Genomic DNA, 20,247 nt, shown 5'->3' on the forward strand with positions numbered 1-20,247 from the left:
GGTCACTTGCTCCCAAAAATACGCTGCAGCAGGCCCGGCTTTTCATAGGTGGTGAAGCGCAGCGGCAATTCCTGGCCGAGGAAGCGCGACACGACGTCTTCGTAGGCTTCCGCGACATCGGTGCCCTTGAAGTGAATCGCCGGATTACCCTGGTTCGAAGCGTGCAGCACCGATTCCGATTCCGGAATGATGCCGATCAGTGGAATGCGCAGGATTTCCTGCACATCTTCGTGCGACAGCATTTCGTCCGCTTCCACGCGCTTGGGCGAGTAGCGGGTGATCAGCAGGTGCTCCTTGACCGGTTCGCCGCCGGTCTGCGCGCGGCGCGACTTGGCCTGGATGATGCCGAGGATGCGGTCCGAATCGCGCACCGACGATACTTCCGGATTGGTGACGATGATGGCCTCGTCGGCAAAGGTCAGCGCCATCAGCGCGCCGTGCTCGATGCCGGCCGGCGAATCGCAGATGATGAACTCGAAGCCCATGTTGATCAGTTCGTGCAGCACCTGCTCGACGCCGTCCTCGGACAGCGCATCCTTGTCGCGCGTTTGCGAGGCGGGCAGGATGAACAGGTTGTCGCAGTGCTTGTCCTTGATCAGCGCCTGGGTCAGCGTTGCCTCTTTATTGATCACGTTGATCAGGTCGTACACCACGCGGCGTTCGCAGCCCATGATCAGATCGAGGTTGCGCAGGCCGACGTCGAAGTCGATGACCGCGGTCTTGTGGCCGCGCATGGCCAGACCGGTGGAGAAGCTGGCGCTGGAAGTCGTTTTGCCGACACCGCCCTTACCGGACGTTACTACAATAATTCTCGCCACAAATAATCCTTTTCAGAGAGGTGTTGTCAAGCGCGGGTTGCCGAATTGACAGATAGTATATCGATTCGGTCGCCCACCAAGCGAATTTGCGTAGGGGAACGTGCATATTCCTTAGGGAAGCCGTCTTCGAAAGTACGGTAGACGCCGGCGATGGAGACCAGTTCCGGCGCCATGTTCAGCGCAAAAATACGGGCGTCGCGATTGCCGGACGCGCCGGCCAGCGCGCGGCCGTTGAGCGTGGCGTAGACGTGGATGCTGCCGTCGGCGATGATTTCGGCGCCGTTGTTGACCACGGCCGTGACGATCAGGTCGCAGCCGCGCGCGTAGATGCGCTGGCCGGCGCGCACCGGCGTGTCGATGATCATCACGCCGGCGTTGCCGGGAAGGCCGTCGGCGGCGGGCGCCACGGGAGCCGGCGCGGCAGGCGCCGGTGCCGACGGGGCTGCTTGTGCGGCCTCCTCGCGCGGCTTGGTCGCCGCTTCCAGGCTCAGGCCGTGGGCGGCGATTTCCGCGTGCAGCGCCGGCGCGGCGTTGCGCACGGCGACCGGCTTCAGGCGGTATTTGCTCAGCACGGCGATCAGGCCGGCCCAGTCGATCTGGCCGCAGCCTTCCGGCAGCGCGGCAACGTCGATCACGGTGAGGTCGTCTTCGAAGAAGTCGCTGGTGCCGCCGGTCATTTCGGCCAGCGCGGCGTCGAGGGCCAGGCGGTCCGCCGTGGACAGGATGGCGGAAACTGCGACTACGGTGGAAATCTTGATTTCTATGGGCTTCTGAAACAGGCTCTTGGACATGGGCGACAGTATTAGAGGGTTAACCTCGCGCGCATGCGCAGGCACCAGCATTTTACTGTGGAAAACGACAGATGGGGAGGGCTGGCACCGTACTGAGCCAGTAAAAATGCGGGATGGCGGCGGCCTGTCCGGCCGCCGCCCGCTATTGCTTAGTAGATCGCGTGCTCGGCGCGTAATTGTTTGGCGGCCGCGACCATATTGCCCAGCGCCGTTTCAGTCTCCGCCCAGCCGCGCGTCTTCAGGCCGCAATCCGGATTGACCCACAGGTTGGCCGGCGGGATCACCGCGCTGGCCTTCTGCAGCAGCCGCACCATTTCCGCCTGGTCCGGCACGCGCGGCGAGTGGATGTCGTACACGCCGGGGCCGATCTCGTTTGGATAGCGGAACTGTCCAAAGCCGTTGAGCAACTCCATGTCCGACCGGCTAGTCTCGATCGTGATGACGTCGGCGTCCATCGCCGCGATCTGCGGCAGGATGTCGTTGAACTCCGCGTAGCACATGTGGGTGTGGATCTGCGTGCCGTCGGCCGCCGCGCTGGCCGCCACCCGGAACGCGCGCGTGGCCCAGTCCAGGTACTCGTCCCAGCGGCCGCGGCGCAGCGGCAAGCCTTCGCGCACGGCAGGCTCGTCGATCTGGATGATGCCGATGCCGGCCTGTTCCAGGTCCGCCACCTCGTCGCGGATCGCCAGCGCGATCTGCAGCGCGGTGCGCGAGCGCGGCTGGTCGTCGCGCACGAACGACCATTGCAGGATGGTGATCGGCCCGGTCAGCATGCCCTTCATCGGCTTGGCGGTCAGGCTTTGCGCGTAGCGCGTCCACTCCACCGTCATCGCTACAGGACGGCTGACGTCGCCGTAAATGACCGGCGGCTTGACGCAGCGCGAGCCGTACGATTGCACCCAGCCTAGTTGCGTGAAGACGAAGCCGTCGAGCTGCTCGCCGAAATATTCGACCATGTCGTTGCGCTCGGCTTCGCCGTGGACCAGCACGTCCAGCCCCAGCGCTTCCTGGCGGCCGACGGCGTAGGCGATTTCCTCGCGCATCCTGGCGGCATAGCCGGCGGCGTCCAGCTCGCCGCGCTTGAAGCCGGCGCGGGCCGCGCGGATGGCCGGCGTTTGCGGGAAGGAGCCGATGGTGGTGGTCGGGAAGGACGGCAGCTGGAAGCGGGCGCGCTGCACCTGCTGGCGCTGCTCGAATGCCGCGTGGCGGCGGTCGGCGTCGGCCGGCAGCGCGTCGAGGCGGCTGCGCACGGCGGCCTGGTGCACGCGTTCGCTGGCGCGGCGGCCGGCGATGGCGGCGCGCGAGACGTCCAGCGCGTTGGCCGTGGCGGCGTCGTATTCGCCTTGCAGCGCCCGCTTCAGCACATACAGCTCGTCCAGCTTTTCGGTGGCGAAGGCCAGCCATGAACGGATTTCCTGGTCGAGCGCGTTTTCGGCGGCCAGCGTGAACGGCACGTGCAGCAGCGAGCACGACGACGACAGCCACAGCTTGCCGGCGCGCTTGTCCATGATGGGCGCCAGCACGGCCAGCGCCGCGTCCAGGTCGGTGCGCCAGATGTTGCGGCCGTCGACGATGCCGACCGACAGCACCTTGTGCACCGGCAGCCAGTCGGCGATGCTGGCCAGTTCGTGGGCGGCGCGCACGCCGTCGACGTGCAGGCCGGCCACCGGCAGGCGGCAGGCCAGGCTCAGGTTTTCCTCCAGCGGCGAGAAGTAGGTGGCCAGCAGCAGCGGCACGCCGACCTGGTTCAGCTGCCAGTAGCTGTTCTCGAAGGCGCTGCGCCATGCGGCGGGCAGGTCGAGGCCGAGGATGGGCTCGTCGACCTGCACCCATTGCACGCCCTGGGCCTTGAGGCGGTCCAGCACCTGGCCGTAGACCGGCAGCAGCTGGTCCAGCAGGCTGAGGCGGTCGAAGCCTTCGGCGCCGCGCGACTTGCCCAGCCACAGGAAGCTGAGCGGTCCCAGCAGCGCGGCTTTGACCTGGTGGCCGAGCGCCTGGGCTTCGGCAACTTCGTCGAACAGGCGTTCGCAGGCCAGCGAAAACACGGTTTCAGGCGTGAATTCCGGGACCAGGTAGTGGTAGTTGGTGTCGAACCACTTGGTCATTTCCAGCGCGGCGGATGCGTGGACGTGGCCGTCGTCGTGGGAATGGTCGTGGCCGCAAGCCGCGGGCTCGGCCTTGCCGTTGCCGCGCGCCATGGCGAAATAGCGGCTCAGCTGCGATTGCCCGGCGCGGAAGCCGTAGCGGGCCGGTTCGCAGCCCAGCAGCTGGATGTGGTTGGCGACCTGGTCGTAGAAGGCGAAATCGCCGACCGTGACGAAGTCGAGCCCGGCCGCCTGCTGCAGCGCCCAATGGCGGGCCCGCAGCTCGCGGCCGGTCGCCTCCAGCTGCTCGTCGCTCAGTTCGCCGCGCCAGTTGGCCTCCAGCGCGAACTTCAGTTCACGTGCCGCGCCGATGCGCGGGAAGCCCGGAATGTGGCTGTGGATTGCTTTATTTGGTGTTGTCATTTTGATGTCATCCGCATTTAATATTGGTGATATAAAGTGTGCGGCAATCCGGTCTATAATCAAAACGAAAGATTTTGCGGCTTCACATGAAAAAAATTAATAGACCATGCTAGAGATACGCCACCTCCGAACCCTCAGCGCGCTGCGTTCCGCCGGCAGCCTGGTGCGCGCCGCCCAACTGTTGAACCTGACGCAGTCGGCCTTGTCGCATCAAATCAAATTGCTGGAAGATCGCTACGGCGGGCCGCTTTTTGAGCGAAAATCCGTGCCGATAGGCTTTACCGCCACCGGCGCCCGGCTGCTCAAGCTGGCCGATCTGCTGCTGCCGGAAATCGAGGCGGCCGAGCGCGAAGTGGCGCGCCTCACCCAGGGCGACACCGGCCAGTTGCGCGTCGCGCTGGAATGCCACACCTGTTTCGACTGGCTGATGCCGGTGATGGATGAATTCCGCAAACGCTGGCCGGAGGTGGAAATCGACCTGGTGTCCGGCTTCCACAGCGAACCGGCCGAGCTGCTGCGCAGCGGCGCCGCCGACCTGGTGATCGGCTCACCCTACGGTCCCGATTTTGCGACTTTCCCGCTTTTCCGTTTTGAAATCTTGGTCGTGATGGCGCAAAAACACCGGCTGGCGGCCCAGCGCCGCCTGCAGGCGGCCGATTTTGAAGGGGAAACGCTGATCACCTATCCGGTGCCGGAAAGCCGCATCGACCTGATCCGCGAAGTGCTGCAGCCGGCCGATATCCACTTCGAACGCCGCACCGCCGAGCTGACGGTGGCGGTGCTGCAACTGGTGGCCAGCCGCCGCGGCATCGCCGCGTTGCCGAATTGGGCCATCAAAAACTATGTCGATTACGACTACGTGATCGCCCGCCCGGTCGGCGAGCTGGGCCTGTGGAGCGACCTGTTCGTCTCCGTGCCCGAATCGCAGAAGCACAAGGCCTATGTGCTTGATTTCGTCAACGTGATACGCGAACAGTGCGCCAGCACGCTGGACGGCATCAAATTATTGTCGTGACAAATTAATACTGTTTCTTCAGAATGAATGAAACTGGTTTGACGCATGTCAAACATGTCGCGATGTGCGCCGCTTACGATGGGTCCCCGGCGATTGATGATTTCTGGCACGGATGCTGCTAGACAAGTCTTGCATGACCTGGGCAAGTTTCTCGCGGCGACGCACAATCGAAACCCTGCACGGCCTGCGCGCTGGAGCGTATTATCGAAGTTCGCGTTGTTGCTAAACTAAGCCGGCTGCGGCCGGCGCATTGGAGAATTAAATGGATGATGTAGTTATCGTGGCCGCTGGCCGTACAGGCGTGGGTAAATTCGGCGGCAGCCTGGCCAAAACCCCGGCATCCGAGCTGGGTGCGCACGTGATCAAGGGCCTGCTGGCCAAGACCGGCATCGATCCCAACCTGATCAGCGAAGCCATCCTCGGCCAGGTACTGACCGCCGGCGTGGGCCAGAATCCCGCGCGCCAGGCCGTCATCAAGTCGGGCCTGCCGAACACTATCCCGGGCTTCACCATCAACCACGTGTGCGGCAGCGGCCTGAAAGCCACCCACCTGGCGGCGCAGGCCATCAAGGCCGGCGACTCGGAAATCATCATCGCCGGCGGCCAGGAAAACATGAGCGCCTCGCCGCACGTGATGAACGGTTCGCGCGACGGCTTCCGCATGGGTGACTTCAAGATGGTCGACAGCATGATCGTCGACGGCCTGTGGGACGCCTTCAACCAGTACCATATGGGCACCACCGCCGAGAACGTGGCGAAGAAATACGACATTTCCCGCACCGAGCAGGACGAGTTCGCGCTGAATTCGCAGCTGAAGGCGGAAGCCGCGCAAAAGGCCGGCAAGTTCAAGGATGAGATCCTGCCGCTGGAAATTGTGCAGAAAAAGGGCAGCATCGTGTTCGACAGCGACGAATACGTCAAGCCGGGTTCGACCATCGAAGCGCTGGCCGGCCTGCGTCCTGCCTTCGCCAAGGATGGCACGGTAACCGCCGGCAACGCCTCCGGCCTGAACGACGGCGCCGCCGCCGTCATCATGATGTCCGCCACCAAGGCCAAGGAACTGGGCCTGCCGGTGCTGGCCAAGATCAAGGCCTACGCCTCGTCCGGCCTGGATCCGTCGATCATGGGCATGGGCCCGGTATCGGCCACCAAGCTGTGCCTGAAAAAGGCCGGCTGGACCCCGGACGACCTGGATCTGATGGAAATCAACGAAGCCTTCGCCGCGCAAGCGGTGGCGGTGAACAAGGAAATGGGCTGGGATACCAGCAAGATCAACGTCAATGGCGGCGCGATCGCCATCGGCCACCCGATCGGCGCATCCGGCGCCCGCATCCTGGTCACCCTGATCCACGAAATGATACGCCGCGATTCGAAAAAAGGCCTGGCCTCGCTGTGCATCGGCGGCGGCATGGGCGTGGCGCTGGCGATCGAACGCGCATAAGCAACCGCGTATAAGCAACATATAACAGGTTTTGCGGAAGAGCCGCTCCGGTCCCGGAACTCGGCTGGAGCGGTGTCAGATGATTTTTAGTGTCAATTAACAAGAGGGGACGAAAAATGGCAAGAGTTGCATTAGTAACCGGTGGCATGGGTGGTCTGGGCGAAGCGGTGTGTTTCAAGCTGTCGGCGCTCGGCTATTGCGTAGTCACCACATATTCCCCTGGCAATCCGAAGGTCGAGCAGTGGCTCGCGACTACCCGCGATCAGGGCTTTAATTTCCGCGCTTACCCGTGCGATGTGGCCGATTACGATTCGGCCCAGGCTTGCGTGGCTGCCATCGAAAAGGACATCGGTCCGATCGATGTGCTGGTGAACAACGCCGGCATCACCCGCGACATGACCTTCAAGAAAATGGACAAGCCGAATTGGGACGCCGTCATGGCCACCAATCTGGACTCCGTGTTCAACATGACCAAGCCGGTGTGCGATGGCATGGTGGAACGCGGCTGGGGCCGCATCATCAACATCTCGTCGGTGAACGGCCAGAAGGGCGCCTTCGGCCAGACCAACTATTCGGCCGCCAAGGCCGGCATGCACGGCTTCACCAAGGCGCTGGCGCTGGAAGTGGCGCGCAAGGGCGTGACCGTCAATACCATTTCGCCGGGCTACATCGGCACCAAAATGGTGATGGAAATCCCTCAGGAAGTGCTCGATACCAAGATCATTCCGCAAATTCCGATGGCGCGCCTGGGCAAGCCTGAAGAAGTGGCCGGCCTGGTGGCCTATCTGTCGTCGGACGAAGCGGCGTTCGTCACCGGCGCCAATATCGCCATCAACGGCGGCCAGCATATGTCCTGACCGGCATCTGCAGCAGCCTCGAGCCAGGATCGTTCGCGATCCTGGCTTTTTTTTCGTACAATCTGCTATCAACGCCCTAAGGATAGCCATGTTCGACCCGACCTCGCCCCTGTTCCCGCCTGTTTTGCCTGTGCGTCATGGCATGCTGCCGGTGGACGACCTGCACACCATCTACTGGGAAGAAGTCGGCAATCCGGACGGCATACCGGTGATCTTCCTGCACGGCGGCCCCGGCGCCGGCCTGTCGCCGCAGCACCGCCGCTTTTTCGATCCGAAGGAATACCGCGTGATCCTGTTCGACCAGCGCGGCGCCGGCAAGTCGCTGCCGCTGGGAGAATGCCGCAACAACACCACCCAGCTGCTGGTGGAGGACATCGAACGCCTGCGCGCCATGTTCAACATCGAGCAGTGGCTGGTGTTCGGCGGCTCCTGGGGCTCGACCCTGGCGCTGGCCTATGGCCAGGCGCACCCGGAGCGCTGCCTCGGCTTCGTGCTGCGCGGGATTTTCCTGTGCACGCAGACGGAAATCGACTGGTTCCTCGACGGCGCGCAATGGTTCCATCCCGAGGTGCACGCCGAATTCATCGCGCCGATTCCGCCGGAGGAGCGCGGCGACCTGCTGCAGGCCTATGTGCGCCGCATCATGAGCGACGACCCGGCGATCCACTGGCCGGCGGTACGCGCGTGGAGCCGCTTCGAGGGGCGCCGCGTGTTCCTGCTGCCGCAGGCCGAGGATCCGCCGTCGGACACGCTGGACCTGGGCGTCGGCCGCCTGGAATCGCACTATATGGCCAACCTGGGCTTCTTCAGCGACGAGCAGCTGCTGCGCAATGTCGGCCGCATCGCTCATCTGCCGGCGGTGATCGTGCAGGGCCGCTACGACGTGATTTGCCCGCCGGTGTCGGCCTGGCGCCTGCACCAGGCCTGGCCGGGTTCCATGCTGACCATGGTGCCGGACGCCGGCCACGGCGCGATGGAAAAAGGCATCGCGCGCGCGCTGGTCGGCGCCACCGAGGAATTCAAGCGGACCCGCACTTTTGCTTGAACAGGGGCGCGGGCTGTTACACTGTTAAAAAATCAAGCGCAACATACGTAAACACGCATACATGAACATCCAGATCGGCGATATCGGCCACATTATCCAACTGGCTATCGCGCCGGTTTTCCTGCTGACGGGCGTTTGCACCAACCTGATGGTGCTGACCAACCGCCTGGCGCGCATCATCGACCGCTCGCGGGTGCTGGAAGACCGGCTGGACATCGGCTACAGCGACGTCTATCTGAACGAACTGGATGTGCTATACCGAAGATCACACCTGATTAACGCGTCCATCACGCTGTCGACAGCCTGCGGCTTGCTGATTTGCCTGGTGATTGCGATGCTGTTCCTGGGCGATATCACCAACATCTCGCTGGACAAGTACATCGCCGGCATGTTCGTGGTGGCGATGCTGGCGCTGATCGGCAGCTTCTGCTACCTGCTGCGCGAGATTTTCATCGCCTCGGCGTCGATGCGCTCGCACCGCCACGTGCGCCGCCCGCTCAAATAACTTTGTAGAGAATAGAGTACCAACATGCACGACTACCAACGCCCTCCGACCCTGTACCGCTACGGCGTGCGCGAAGACCTGGAACTGGCGCTGACCCAGGGCCAGTTCATCCTGACGCCGGCGTCGAACTGCCTGACCTTGAGCTTCTCGCAGGTATGGGAGCGCAAGCTGTTCGAGCTGTTCTCGTCGGACAGCTGCCTGATCATCCACAACACCGAGGAATTCGGCGAGCGTTTGCACCGCGCGGTGCAGCGCGCCCTGCCGAGTTGGGCGGGGATCGACGGCGCCATCGAATACGGCACCCGCGCCGCCCTGGGCGCGGCCTTCACCAAGACCGCGGCCGAAGCGCAGGAACACGAGTGGCAGTTCGCCTGGCGCGCGATGCAGGCCAAGCTGAGCCTGAACCCGGTGCTGATCAAGATCGGCAGCCTGGAAAACTTCGCCGAACTGCGCGACCGCGATACCTACCTGGCCTGAAGCCGGGGCTACTTCGGAATAGCTTCCACCCGCGGCTCGTCGCGGCGGTCGAGGCGGGCCAGCACGGCGCCCATCATGCGCTCGATATCGCCGCGTATCATCTTGGCGCCGAGGATGCCGGGCACGTAGAAGTTCGGTATCAGCCGGCCGCTGTAGACCACCTTGGTGCCGCCGGTTTCGGGCACCGGGATCAACTCCCAATGCGATTCATAGTGCTTCATGTCGCCCGAGATCAGCGAGATGTCGATGGAGGACATCGGCTGCTCGGTCGCGCGCACGATCAGGTGGATGGATTTGGACATGAACAGGAAGCGGGCCACGCCGAATTGTTCAATGATGACTTCATTGCCATTGCGCGACAGGACCTTGCACGACTCCAGGTCCGGCACGAATTCGGCCATGCGTTCGTAGCCGGTCAGGATGCGCCATACCTTGGTCAGCGGCGCCGCCACGGTGCCGGTGGCGTCCACTTCGTACATGCGCTGCGCGTCGAGTTCAACGCGGTTGACCGAAACCTCCAGCTTGGGCAATTCAAGCTTAGGTGCCTGCGCCATCGCCACCTGGGCGGCCGCACCTAACAACAGAAACAGAAGGAATCGCATCATTTTTCCAGCGTACGGGAAAGGGTGGCAGAATACAAGAGCGCTACCGCATGGTTACAAAAATTCGGCGGCCGGCGGCGGGACTTTAGAAGCCCGGGTCTAGAGAATTGGGTTTTAATGCGGGCATTCACGTCTGACTCTAACAACCATAATGACAACTACACCATACCCACACCTGCTGGCCCCCCTGGATCTCGGCTTCACCACGCTGCGCAACCGCGTCCTCATGGGATCGATGCACACCGGCCTCGAAGACCGCTTCTACAACTACGGCAAACTGGCCGCATTCTATCGTGAGCGGGCCCGCGGCGGGGTGGGATTGATTGTCACGGGCGGTATCTCGCCCAACCGCTCCGGATGGCTGCTGCCCTTCGGCGGCACGCTCAACTTCAAGGGCGACGTCTACAATCACCGCCGCGTCACCAATGCGGTGCACGAGGAGGGCGGCAAGATCCTGATGCAGATCCTGCACGCGGGCCGCTACGGCTATCAGCCGTTCGTGGTGTCGGCGTCGGAGAAGAAGTCGCCGATCTCGCCGTTCAAGCCGCGCGCGCTGACCGAGGCCGGCATCGAATCGACCATCCGCGACTACGCCCGCTGCGCCAAGCTGGCGCGCGAGGCCGGCTACGACGGCATCGAAGTGATGGGCAGCGAAGGCTACCTGCTCAACCAGTTCCTGTGCGCGCGCACCAACCTGCGCACCGACCGCTGGGGCGGCAGCATCGAGAACCGCATGCGCCTCTCGGTGGAAATCGTCAAGCGCATCCGCGCCGAAGTGGGCAAGGACTTCATCATCATGTACCGCCACTCGCTGCTCGACCTGGTCGACGGCGGCAACACCTGGGAAGACGTGGTGGCCGTGGCCAAGGCGCTGCAGCAGGCCGGCGTGACGATCTTGAATTCGGGCTACGGCTGGCACGAGGCGCGCGTGCCGACCATCGTGACCTCGGTGCCGCGCGGCGCCTTCGCCAGCCTGGCGGGACGCCTGCGCCGCGAAGTGACGATACCGGTGGTGGCGTCCAACCGCATCAACATGCCGGCCGAGGCGGAAGGCATCCTGCAGCGCGGCGATGCCGACATGATCTCGATGGCGCGCCCCTTCCTGGCCGATTCGCATTTCGTGGCCAAGGCCGCGCAGGGCCGCGCCGACGAGATCAACACCTGCATCGGCTGCAACCAGGCCTGCCTGGACCACACCTTCTCCAACCAGCGCGCCAGCTGCCTGGTCAACCCGCGCGCCTGCCACGAGACGGAGCTGGTCTATGCGCCGACGGCGAAGAAGCGCCGCGTGGCGGTGGTCGGCGCCGGTCCCGCCGGCCTGTCGGCGGCGACGGTGGCGGCCGAATGCGGCCACGACGTCACGCTGTTCGACTCCAGCGACAGCGTCGGCGGCCAGTTCAAGATCGCCATGCAGATTCCCGGCAAGGAGGAATTCGCCGAGACCATCCGCTACTTCCGCCGCAAGCTGGAATTGACCGGCGTGACGGTCAGGCTGGGCGTGCGCGTCACGCGCGAGCAGCTGCTGGCCGACGGCTACGACGACGTGATCGTCGCCACCGGCATCAAGGTGCGCCGTCCGCCGATCGAAGGCATCGACCACCCGAAGGTGCTGTCGTATATCGACGTGTTGCAGAACAAGGCGCCGGTGGGCAAGCGGGTGGCCATCATCGGCGCCGGCGGTATCGGCTTCGACGTGGGCGAGTACCTGCTGCACGACCCCGCGCATCCGCTGCCGCTGGCGCTGGATGTCTGGGCCAGGGAGTGGGGCGTCGACATGCAGGGCGATAAGCCCGGCGGCCTGACCACAGCGGCGGCGCCGGAACCGGTGCGCCAGCTGTATCTGCTGCAGCGCAAGACCTCCAAGCTGGGCGCGGGCCTGGGCAAGACCTCGGGCTGGGTGCACCGCGCCGTGTTGGCGCGCAACGGCGTGGTGATGCTGGCCGGCGTGCAGTACGACCGCATCGACGACCAGGGCCTGCACGTCACCATCGCCGGCGAACAGCGCCTGCTGTCGGTCGATAACGTGGTGGTGTGCGCGGGCCAGGACAGCCTGACCGAGTTGATGCCGTCGGAAGAGGAAGTCAAGGCCAACGCCAATTGGCCACGCTTCCACAAGATCGGCGGCGCGGCCTTGGCGGCGGAGCTGGACGCCAAGCGCGCCATCAAGGAAGGCGCGGAACTGGCGGTCAGCCTGTAGGCGCGCGGAGCGCCTCGTCAGCAGGATGTCGCGGTCAATCTCTTCTCAAGCAATTTCTGGATACTGCGGGATTTTGTCAGCCGGTCGATGGCCTCGTTCAGGGCGGGCAGGACGCTGTTGAGCTGCGCCGATTTCGACACCGCGAGCAGCACCGGTTCCGTGTCGAGCGGCTTGTCCACCACCGTCCACTTGCCGTCGCCCGGATACAGGCAATTGAGTCGCGCCTCGAGTTGCGCCGCGCCGCGGAAGCTGTCGAGCATCACCGCGTCGACGCGGCCTATGCTCAGCATCTTCAGGCGGCTGGCGATGGTCGCGGCGTTGTCCTCGACGGTGAAGGTCTTGCCGCGATGCTCCTCGAATTCCGTGCCATAGCGGCCGCCGCTCGATATCGAGATGACTTTGCCGCGCAGGTCTTCCCAGCGCTGGAAGCTCAAGGTGCTGTGCGCCGGCGTCACCAGCCATTGGCTGGCGGCGTATAGCGGCTTGCTGAAGTTGAACATGCGCTGGCGCTCAGGCGTCGCGGCCGCCCCGTACAGCAGGCCTTCGCCGTTCTCGGCCAGCATCTGAGCGCGTCGCCACGGATAGGGGTGGAGCACCAGGTTGAGCCCCGTCTCCGCTGCGAGCAGGCCGACGACGCCGGTGATGGCCGGTGCGGTCGGCATCGGGTTGCCGTTGGCGTCGCTCTGGTCGGCGACCAGCACCGCAATTTCGCTGGCTGTCTCGCCGGCCAGCGCGGGGCCCGCTGGCGACAGCGTGGCGAGCAGGGTGACGAAAAGAAGTTTTTTCATAAGTAAGTTGCCGCTCCCGCGCGGCCTTGTATCGATGGTTTTAATGAGATGACCGATTGCGCTTCAGGTTGGACAGCACATATTCTGTCATCCCCTTGGCCAGCTCCTGCTCGCCGATGAATATCTCGCCCGCGCGCTCGCCGCGCAGCAGTTCCGCCTCGGCGTCGCTGTGGGTGCGCACCACGGTCTTGATGTCGGGATTGAGCGCGCGCGCCGTCTCGATCATCGCCCGCACATGGAAGGTGTCCGGCGTGGCGATCACCAGCATCGAGGCGCGCGCGATGTGCGCCTGGATCAGCACCGCCGGCTCGCCCGCGTTGCCGGCCACCGCGTGCACGCCGTCCTTGCGCAACTGGTCGACCACTTCGCGGTTCTGCTCCGCCACCACGAAGGGGATGCCACGCTCCGTCAACGAGGCGGCGATGCGGCTGCCCACGCGGCCGTAGCCGACCAGCACCACCTGGCCCGCCAGGTGCTCCTGCGGCACCGACAGCGGCAGCTCCGCCAGCGGATCGGCGGCGCGTTCGAATTTCGCGGCCAGCGCGCCGTTCCTGCCGATCCAGCGCTCCAGCGGCTTGGTGATGCGGAACACCACGGGATTGAGCGCGATCGAGATGATCGCGCCGGCCAGTATCAGGCTTTGTCCTTCAACCGGCATCAGCTTGAGCGACAGCCCCAGCGCCGCCAGGATGAAGGAGAACTCGCCGATCTGCGCCAGGCTGGCCGACACCATCAGCGCCGTCTTGGCCGGATAGCGCAGCAGCAGCACCAGCAGGAAGGCGGCCACCGATTTGCCGATCACGACGATCGCCACCACCGCCAGCAGCTTGAGTGGCTGCTCGACCAGTATCGACGGCTCGAACAGCATGCCGACCGAAACGAAGAACAGCACCGCGAACGCGTCGCGCAGCGGCAACGATTCCTCGGCGGCGCGGTGCGCCAGTTCGGATTCGCGCAGCACCATGCCGGCAAAGAAGGCGCCCAGCGCGAACGACACGCCGAAGTAATGGGTCGACGCGTAGGCGATGCCGACGGCGGCGGCGATCACGCACAGCGTGAACAGCTCGCGCGAGCCGGTGCGCGCCACCTGCCACAGTATCCACGGGAACAGCTTGCGGCCGACCACCAGCATCAGCGCGATGAAGGCGGCCACCTGGCCCAGCGTGATCGCCAGCGTGGTCCACAGGCTGGCATCGCCCGCAGGCGCGCCGTGGGCGCCAGTCAGGTCGGCCGGCGTACCGCCCAGCGAACCGGCCAGCGCCGGCAGCAGCACCAATACCAGCACGGTGACCAGGTCTTCCACCACCAGCCAGCCGACGGCGATGCGGCCGTTGAAGCTATCGAGGATGCCGCGCTCCTCCAGCGCCCGCAGCAACACCACGGTGCTGGCCACCGACAGCGCCAGGCCGAACACCAGGCCGCCGCCCAGGCTCCAGCCCCAGAAGTGCGCCAGCGCCATGCCGAGCGCGGTGGCCACGGCGATTTGCAGCACCGCGCCCGGCAGCGCCACGCGCCGCACGGCCCACAGGTCGTCGAGGGAAAAATGCAGGCCGACGCCGAACATCATCAGCATCACGCCGATTTCGGCCAGTTGCCCGGCCAGCGCGGTGTCGGCCACGAAGCCCGGCGTGGCGGGGCCGATGATGATGCCCGCAGCCAGATAGCCCACCAGCGCCGGCAGTCTGAGGCGCGTTGCGAGATAGCCGAACAGGAGGCCGAAGCCCAGCGCGGCCGCGATGGTGGTGATCAGGCTGATATTGTGGGGCATGCGTGCGGGGCTCCTGCTGCAGGATGAATGAACCCTAGCGTAGCACAATCGCCCGGCGCGCGAAGTTGTGGAAACTCACATGACCATGTCACATCAGCTTCAATATCCGCTCGCCCAGTTCACGCGCCCGCTGCGGCGTGTCGATGTTGGTGAACCCCAGCAGCAGTGCGGACGCGGGGTGCGGCAGCACCGTCCGCTCCGACAGCGGCAGCGCCGCCATGCCGCCCTGCAGCATGCGCGCCGCCAGCGCGCGGTCGCTATGGTGGCCCTTCATGCGCAAAACCAGGTGCATGCCGCCCGGCTGCGGGTCGACCCGCAGATGCTTGCCCAGCGCCGCGTGGAGGCCTTCGGCGGCGATCTTGCGGCGCTCGGCGTACAGCCGCCGCATGCGCTGGATGTGACGGGCGAAATGGCCTTCGTTCATGAAATCGCTGACGATGGCCTGCGTCAGCGCCGGGCCGCCTGACGAGAAGGTCTGGCAGGTTTGTTCGAAGCGGCGCACCTGCGCCTGCGGCACCACCAGGTAGGCCAGCCGCGCGGCCGGGAACAATACCTTGCTGAAGGTGCCGGCGTACAGCACGCGGCCTTCGCGGTCCAGGCTTTTGAGCGCCGGCAGCGGACGGCTGACGTAGCGGTACTCGCCGTCGTAGTCGTCCTCGACGATCCAGGCGCCGGCCTGGGCGGCCCAGTCCAGCAGGGCCAGGCGGCGCGGCAGCGACAGCGACACGCACAGCGGGCTTTGATGCGCGGGTGTGACGATGGCGGCCCTGGCGTGCGGCGCGGTGGCCACGCCGTGCGACACCACCAGGCCGTCGGCATCGACCGCCACCGGCGCCAGCGTCATGCCGGCTTGACGCAGCAGATCGCTGGTGGGCGTGTAGCCGGGATCTTCGACCCACACGCCGTCGCCCGGTTGCAGCACGGCGCGCGCGACCAGTTCCAGCGTGTTGCGGTAGCCGGAGGTGATGAACACCTGAGCCGGCGAACAGTCGATGCCGCGCGCCAGCTGCAGGTAGGTGGCGATGGCCGCGCGCAGCGGCGCATGACCGGCGAACGGCGGGTAGACCATGTGCTCGGCCTGCATGGCGCGGATCGAACGCGCCGCCAGCCGGGCCCACACCTTGCGCGGAAAGGCGTCCAGCGCCGGCAGGCCCAGTTGAAACGGCCGGTTCAGCGAGACGATCTCGGAGAAGGGCGCGGCCGTGTCCTTGGCCTTGCGCGCGCGCGGAGGGCCGGCCGATGCGGTTGCGGCATGGCGCGCCAGCGCCGGCGTGACGATGGTGCCGGCCTGGCCGCGCGTTTCGACATAGCCTTCGGCCGCCAGCAGCGAGTAGGCCGCTTCCACCGTGCCCCTGGCCAGTCCCAGTTCCAGCGCCAGCGCGCGGGCGGACGGGATGCGCGCTTCCGGCGGCAGCAGGCCTTCCGCGATGGCGCCGCGGAAGCGGGTGTAGATTTGCCGGTACAGCGGCTCGGCCGCGGCGGCGTCGAGCCGGAGGAAGTCGGGTGTCTTGGTCATATGGCCTAGTCTATATGTCATATCATGGCTCTGTGGATTATGCCATTAACGTCTTAAGATGGCATTTTGAAAGGATCGACCATGAACGGCCAACCGAGTGAACAACTGAATGAACAACTAAGGGACGTGGAAACGGAAGACCAGCTGCGCGCCTGCTATCCGGTGATGAAGGAACTGCGCCCGCACCTGGAAACCGAAGAGGAATTCGTCGCCCGCGCGACGCGCCAGGCCGCGCAGGGCTACCGCATACTTGCGGCCTGGGACGGCGGCGAGGTGGTGGCGCTGGCCGGCTACCGCCTGCAGGAGAACATGGTATATGGCCGGTTCCTGTACGTCGACGACCTGGTCGCCGCCGAGAAAAGCCGCCGCCACCGCTGGGGCGCGCGCCTGCTGGAACAGTTGAGCGGCTACGCGGAACGCGCCGCTTGCGCCAAGTTGGTGCTCGATACCGGCTTGTCCAACGCGCTGGCGCAGCGCTTCTATTTCCGCGAGGGCCTGCTGCCGGGCGCGATGCGCTTCGGTAAACTCCTGAAGGAGGGGGGCGTATGAAGATCCTGCACATCACTTGCAGTCCGCGCGGGCAGCAGTCCGCGAGCTACCGCCTGTCGCAGCGCGTGATGGACCGGTTGCTGGCGGAGCATCCGGCGGCGCAGATCGTCACGCGCGATTTATGGGCCGAGCCGCTGGCGCACGTCGATGGCGAATATGCGGCAGCCCTGGGCGGCACGCGGGACGGCGCACCGGCGGCGAACGCGCGCGGCCTGTCGTCGCTGGCCATGTCGGACCGGCTGATCGCCGAGCTGGGCGACGCCGATTGCGTGGTCATCGCCACGCCGATGCACAACTTCACGGTGCCGTCGGTGCTGAAGGCGTGGCTGGACCACGTGGTGCGCATCGGCGTGACCTTCAACGCCACGGCGGAAGGCAAGATCGGCACGCTGGCGGACCGGCCGGTGTACATCGCCGTCAGTTCCGGCGGCTATCGCACCGGCGAGCGCGCCCGCCAGCCCGACTTCCTCGAACCCTATCTGCGCGCGATCCTGGCGACGATAGGCCTGAAGCGGCTGCGCTTCGTCTCGGTCGAGGCCACCGCCGCCGGCCCGGAAAGAGCGACGGCCGCATACGCGGCCGTCGAGGAAGAGCTGAACGACTGCTTCGCCGTCGCTTAAATCCGGCGCACCACCACGCAGCCGATCGAGTAGCCGGCGCCGAAGGAGCAGATGACGCCCAGCTGGCCCGGGGCCATGTCGTCCGAGTACTTGTGGAAGGCGATCACCGAGCCGGCCGACGAGGTGTTGGCGTAGGTGTCGAGGATCACCGGCGCCTCGCCCGGCTCGGCGTCGCGGCCCAGCACCATGCGGCTGATCAGCAGGTTCATGTTCAGGTTGGCCTGGTGCAGCCAGTAGCGGCTCACCTGCGGCACTTCCAGGCCGGCGCCGGCGATGGTGGTCTTGATCATCTCGGCGGCCATCGGGCACACGTCCTTGAACACCTTGCGGCCCTGTTGGCGGAACAGCTTGTCCGGCTGGCCGATGCCCGCTTCGTCGAAGCGGTTGAGGAAGCCGAAGTTGTTGCGGATGTTGTTCGAGAAGCTGGTCTTCAGCTTGGTCTCGACGATTTCCCAGCGGTGTGCACCCTTGGCCGTATCGGCCGCCTCGATCACCATCGCCGTGCAGGCGTCGCCGAAGATGAAGTGGCTGTCGCGGTCGCGCCAGTTCAGGTGGCCGCTGGTGATTTCAGGATTGAGCACCAGCACCGCGCGCGCCTGGCCGCTTTGCACCGCCGCCACCGCCTGCTGGATGCCGAAGGTGGCCGACGAGCAGGCCACGTTCATGTCGAAGCCGTAGCCTTCGATGCCCAGCGCGCCTTGCACTTCCACCGCCATCGCCGGATAGCCGCGCTGCATGTTCGAGCAGGCCACCAGCACCATGTCGATATCGGCCGGCTCACGGCCGGCGCGGTCCAGCGCCTGGCGCGCCGCCGCCACGCAGATCTCCGCCTGCAGCGACAGTTCGTCGTCCGCGCGCTCCGGAATGCGCGACACCATGCGCTGCGGATCGAGGATGCCGGTCTTTTCCATCACGTAGCGCGACTTGATGCCCGACGCTTTTTCGATGAAGGCCACGCTGGACAGCTCCAGCGCCGTGACGGTGCCTTCGGCGATGGCGGCGGCGTTGTCGGCGTTGAACTGTTCGGCGTAGGCGTTAAAACATGCGACCAGTTCTTCGTTGGAGATCGATTGCGCTGGCGTGTAGAGGCCGGTACCGCTGATGACGGCTTGTTTCATGATTAAACTTTCAAATTAGGCAATGGCTTGCGCCAGTAATGGTGCAAATTCTACACAATGAGTACACGTTAGGCGAAAATAAAAGCGGCGCCCTGAGGCGCCGCCGAAAAACCGCAACAACAAATACAGTTATTTCTTGGCCAGATCCTTCTTGATGCCGCCGCCGCCGCCGACTTCCGCCTGCACCACCGTGGTCTCCGGCTTGGCCAGCTGCACCGGCAAGCCCTTCAGGTGGTTCAGCGCCTGGATCAGCTGGAAATCGTCGCTGCTGCCGTATTCCAGCGGCTTGCGTTTCTTCTCCAGCGCCACGATGCGCAACTGTTCTTCCAGTTCGTCGCGCTTGCTCTTGGCGATTTCCTGGTCGCGGTCGTTGCTCAGGTGCTTGTCCAGATCGGCTTCGCGGGTGCGCAGCGCGTTCAGGCCGTCGCCGTCGGCGTTCTCGTCCACCGCCACGTCGGGCACGATGCCCTTGGCCTGGATCGAGCGGCCGTTCGGCGTGTAGTAGCGCGCCGTGGTCAGCTTGACTGCCGTGTCGGCCGTCAGCTGGCGGATGGTCTGCACCGAACCCTTGCCGAAGGTCTGCGTGCCGATGATGTCGGCCCGTTTGTAATCCTGCAGCGCGCCGGCGACGATTTCCGAGGCCGAGGCCGAACCGGTATTCACCAGCACCGCCATCGGCACCCGCTTGACGGCGGCCGGCAGCTTGGCCAGCGCGTCGCTTTCGCTGCGCAGCGCATAGTATTCGGGACGGCCGTAGAAGATCTGCTTGGAGTCCGGCAGCTGGCCGTTGGTCGAGACGATGGCCGCGTCCTTCGGCAGGAAGGCGGCCGCCACGCCGATCGCGCCTTGCAGCACGCCGCCCGGGTCGTTGCGCAGGTCCAGCACCAGGCCCTTGATGTTCGGGTCCTGTTTGTACAATTCGACAATCTTGGCAGCCAGGTCGTCGACGGTCGGTTCCTGGAACTGCGAAATGCGCAGCCATGCATAACCCGGCTCGACGATCTTGCCCTTGACGCTCTTCTGGTGGATCTCTTCGCGGGTGATGTTGAACACCAGCGGCTCGGCCTCGCCCTTGCGCAGGATCGTCATGCTGACCTTGGTGTGCGGCTCGCCGCGCATCTTCTTGACCGATTCGTCCAGGGTCATGCCCTTGACCGGCGTGCTGTCCAGACGGCTGATCAGGTCGCCCGCCTTGATGCCGGCGCGCCAGGCCGGCGAATCCTCGATCGGCGCCACGATCTTGATGTAGCCGTCCTCGCTCTGGCCGATCTCGATGCCGAGGCCGACGAACTTGCCCTGCGAGCCTTCACGCAGTTCGGCGTAAGCCTTTTTGTCCAGGTAGGCCGAGTGCGGGTCGAGCGAGGCGACCATGCCGGAGATGGCCTCGGTCAGCAGCTTCTTGTCTTCGACCTTTTCCACGTAGTCGGACTTGATCAGGCCGAACACGTCAGCCAGCTGGCGCAGTTCTTCCAGCGGCAGCGGCGGATCCACCGGCTTTTGCGCCATGGCGGAAAATTGAAGGGAGACAGCGATGCCAGCCACGACGCCTAGGCCGACCAGTCCGGAGTTTTTGAGTTTCTTGCCCATGTTTCACCTGTCAAAAGCTTTTGCCGGGTAGCTGCTGCCTGCGGGT

Annotated in this window: 18 protein-coding genes; 9 read left to right on the forward strand and 9 right to left on the reverse strand. The window is 65.0% G+C overall.

Annotation, left to right across the window (positions count from 1 at the left end; genetic code table 11):
- Positions 1 to 2 precede the first annotated feature (2 nt).
- The 3 genes from minD to metE all read right to left on the reverse strand — a co-directional run bounded on the left by minD (position 3) and on the right by metE (position 4,116).
- Positions 3 to 818, reverse strand: a complete 816-nt coding sequence (minD, locus tag ACSQ3S_RS02340) for a septum site-determining protein MinD (protein ID WP_176653100.1) — start codon at positions 816 to 818, stop codon at positions 3 to 5.
- 26 nt (positions 819 to 844) lie between these two features.
- Entirely contained in the window at positions 845 to 1,609 is a 765-nt protein-coding gene (minC, locus tag ACSQ3S_RS02345) for a septum site-determining protein MinC (RefSeq protein ID WP_176653099.1), read from the reverse strand.
- Positions 1,610 to 1,758: 149 nt separating this feature from the next.
- Entirely contained in the window at positions 1,759 to 4,116 is a 2,358-nt protein-coding gene (gene metE / locus ACSQ3S_RS02350) for a 5-methyltetrahydropteroyltriglutamate--homocysteine S-methyltransferase (protein ID WP_436141480.1), read from the reverse strand.
- 106 nt (positions 4,117 to 4,222) lie between these two features.
- On the opposite strand from metE, the gene ACSQ3S_RS02355 reads away from it, so the two are divergent.
- The 6 genes from ACSQ3S_RS02355 (at position 4,223) to ACSQ3S_RS02380 (ending at position 9,456) form a co-directional block, all read left to right on the forward strand.
- Positions 4,223 to 5,131, forward strand: a complete 909-nt coding sequence (locus ACSQ3S_RS02355; RefSeq protein ID WP_353401943.1) for a LysR family transcriptional regulator — start codon at positions 4,223 to 4,225, stop codon at positions 5,129 to 5,131.
- Between the two features lie 262 nt (positions 5,132 to 5,393).
- Positions 5,394 to 6,572: an acetyl-CoA C-acetyltransferase gene (locus tag ACSQ3S_RS02360; RefSeq protein WP_176653096.1), complete on the forward strand. Its 1,179-nt coding sequence runs from the start codon at positions 5,394 to 5,396 to the stop codon at positions 6,570 to 6,572.
- A 116-nt stretch (positions 6,573 to 6,688) separates the two neighbouring features.
- Positions 6,689 to 7,429: an acetoacetyl-CoA reductase gene (gene phbB / locus ACSQ3S_RS02365; protein ID WP_008443632.1), complete on the forward strand. Its 741-nt coding sequence runs from the start codon at positions 6,689 to 6,691 to the stop codon at positions 7,427 to 7,429.
- 88 nt (positions 7,430 to 7,517) lie between these two features.
- A complete protein-coding gene (gene pip, locus ACSQ3S_RS02370; RefSeq protein WP_176653095.1) occupies positions 7,518 to 8,474 on the forward strand; it encodes a prolyl aminopeptidase in 957 nt (318 codons plus the stop codon).
- A gap of 61 nt (positions 8,475 to 8,535) precedes the next feature.
- Complete coding sequence (locus ACSQ3S_RS02375; protein ID WP_176653094.1) at positions 8,536 to 8,979, forward strand: DUF2721 domain-containing protein; 444 nt, start codon at positions 8,536 to 8,538, stop codon at positions 8,977 to 8,979.
- A 24-nt stretch (positions 8,980 to 9,003) separates the two neighbouring features.
- Positions 9,004 to 9,456 (forward strand): hypothetical protein, encoded by a 453-nt coding sequence (locus tag ACSQ3S_RS02380; protein ID WP_176653093.1) that lies wholly within the window; start codon positions 9,004 to 9,006, stop codon positions 9,454 to 9,456.
- 8 nt (positions 9,457 to 9,464) lie between these two features.
- Here ACSQ3S_RS02380 and ACSQ3S_RS02385 read toward each other — a convergent pair whose 3' ends face one another.
- Positions 9,465 to 10,058: an SRPBCC family protein gene (locus ACSQ3S_RS02385; RefSeq protein WP_176653479.1), complete on the reverse strand. Its 594-nt coding sequence runs from the start codon at positions 10,056 to 10,058 to the stop codon at positions 9,465 to 9,467.
- 151 nt (positions 10,059 to 10,209) lie between these two features.
- On the opposite strand from ACSQ3S_RS02385, the gene ACSQ3S_RS02390 reads away from it, so the two are divergent.
- Complete coding sequence (locus ACSQ3S_RS02390; RefSeq protein WP_413446874.1) at positions 10,210 to 12,255, forward strand: FAD-dependent oxidoreductase; 2,046 nt, start codon at positions 10,210 to 10,212, stop codon at positions 12,253 to 12,255.
- A 17-nt stretch (positions 12,256 to 12,272) separates the two neighbouring features.
- Here ACSQ3S_RS02390 and ACSQ3S_RS02395 read toward each other — a convergent pair whose 3' ends face one another.
- The 3 genes from ACSQ3S_RS02395 to ACSQ3S_RS02405 all read right to left on the reverse strand — a co-directional run bounded on the left by ACSQ3S_RS02395 (position 12,273) and on the right by ACSQ3S_RS02405 (position 16,327).
- Positions 12,273 to 13,043 carry a substrate-binding periplasmic protein gene (locus ACSQ3S_RS02395; protein ID WP_436141481.1) on the reverse strand — a complete coding sequence of 257 codons (771 nt, stop codon included), beginning with the start codon at positions 13,041 to 13,043 and terminating at the stop codon, positions 12,273 to 12,275.
- A 40-nt stretch (positions 13,044 to 13,083) separates the two neighbouring features.
- Positions 13,084 to 14,811, reverse strand: a complete 1,728-nt coding sequence (gene ybaL, locus ACSQ3S_RS02400; protein WP_176653090.1) for a YbaL family putative K(+) efflux transporter — start codon at positions 14,809 to 14,811, stop codon at positions 13,084 to 13,086.
- Between the two features lie 88 nt (positions 14,812 to 14,899).
- On the reverse strand, positions 14,900 to 16,327 hold the full coding sequence (locus ACSQ3S_RS02405; protein ID WP_436141482.1) for a PLP-dependent aminotransferase family protein: 1,428 nt from the start codon (positions 16,325 to 16,327) through the stop codon (positions 14,900 to 14,902).
- A gap of 81 nt (positions 16,328 to 16,408) precedes the next feature.
- Here ACSQ3S_RS02405 and ACSQ3S_RS02410 point away from each other — a divergent pair, with 81 nt between their 5' ends.
- Positions 16,409 to 16,876, forward strand: a complete 468-nt coding sequence (locus ACSQ3S_RS02410) for a GNAT family N-acetyltransferase (RefSeq protein WP_436141483.1) — start codon at positions 16,409 to 16,411, stop codon at positions 16,874 to 16,876.
- Positions 16,873 to 17,496: an FMN-dependent NADH-azoreductase gene (locus tag ACSQ3S_RS02415; RefSeq protein WP_176653087.1), complete on the forward strand. Its 624-nt coding sequence runs from the start codon at positions 16,873 to 16,875 to the stop codon at positions 17,494 to 17,496. The genes ACSQ3S_RS02410 and ACSQ3S_RS02415 overlap by 4 nt, the downstream gene beginning before the upstream one ends.
- Here ACSQ3S_RS02415 and ACSQ3S_RS02420 read toward each other — a convergent pair.
- Together ACSQ3S_RS02420 and ACSQ3S_RS02425 are read right to left on the reverse strand one after the other, a co-directional pair.
- Positions 17,493 to 18,614, reverse strand: coding sequence for a beta-ketoacyl-ACP synthase III (locus ACSQ3S_RS02420; protein WP_436141484.1), 1,122 nt, complete (start codon positions 18,612 to 18,614; stop codon positions 17,493 to 17,495). The two genes, ACSQ3S_RS02415 and ACSQ3S_RS02420, sit on opposite strands and share 4 nt — an antisense overlap.
- Before the next feature lie 129 nt (positions 18,615 to 18,743).
- On the reverse strand, positions 18,744 to 20,201 hold the full coding sequence (locus ACSQ3S_RS02425; protein WP_413446878.1) for a S41 family peptidase: 1,458 nt from the start codon (positions 20,199 to 20,201) through the stop codon (positions 18,744 to 18,746).
- Between the last annotated feature and the right edge of the window lie 46 nt (positions 20,202 to 20,247).

This window comes from Duganella sp. LjRoot269, from assembly GCF_964254095.1.
Classification (GTDB): Bacteria; Pseudomonadota; Gammaproteobacteria; order Burkholderiales; family Burkholderiaceae_D; genus Rugamonas; species Rugamonas hordei.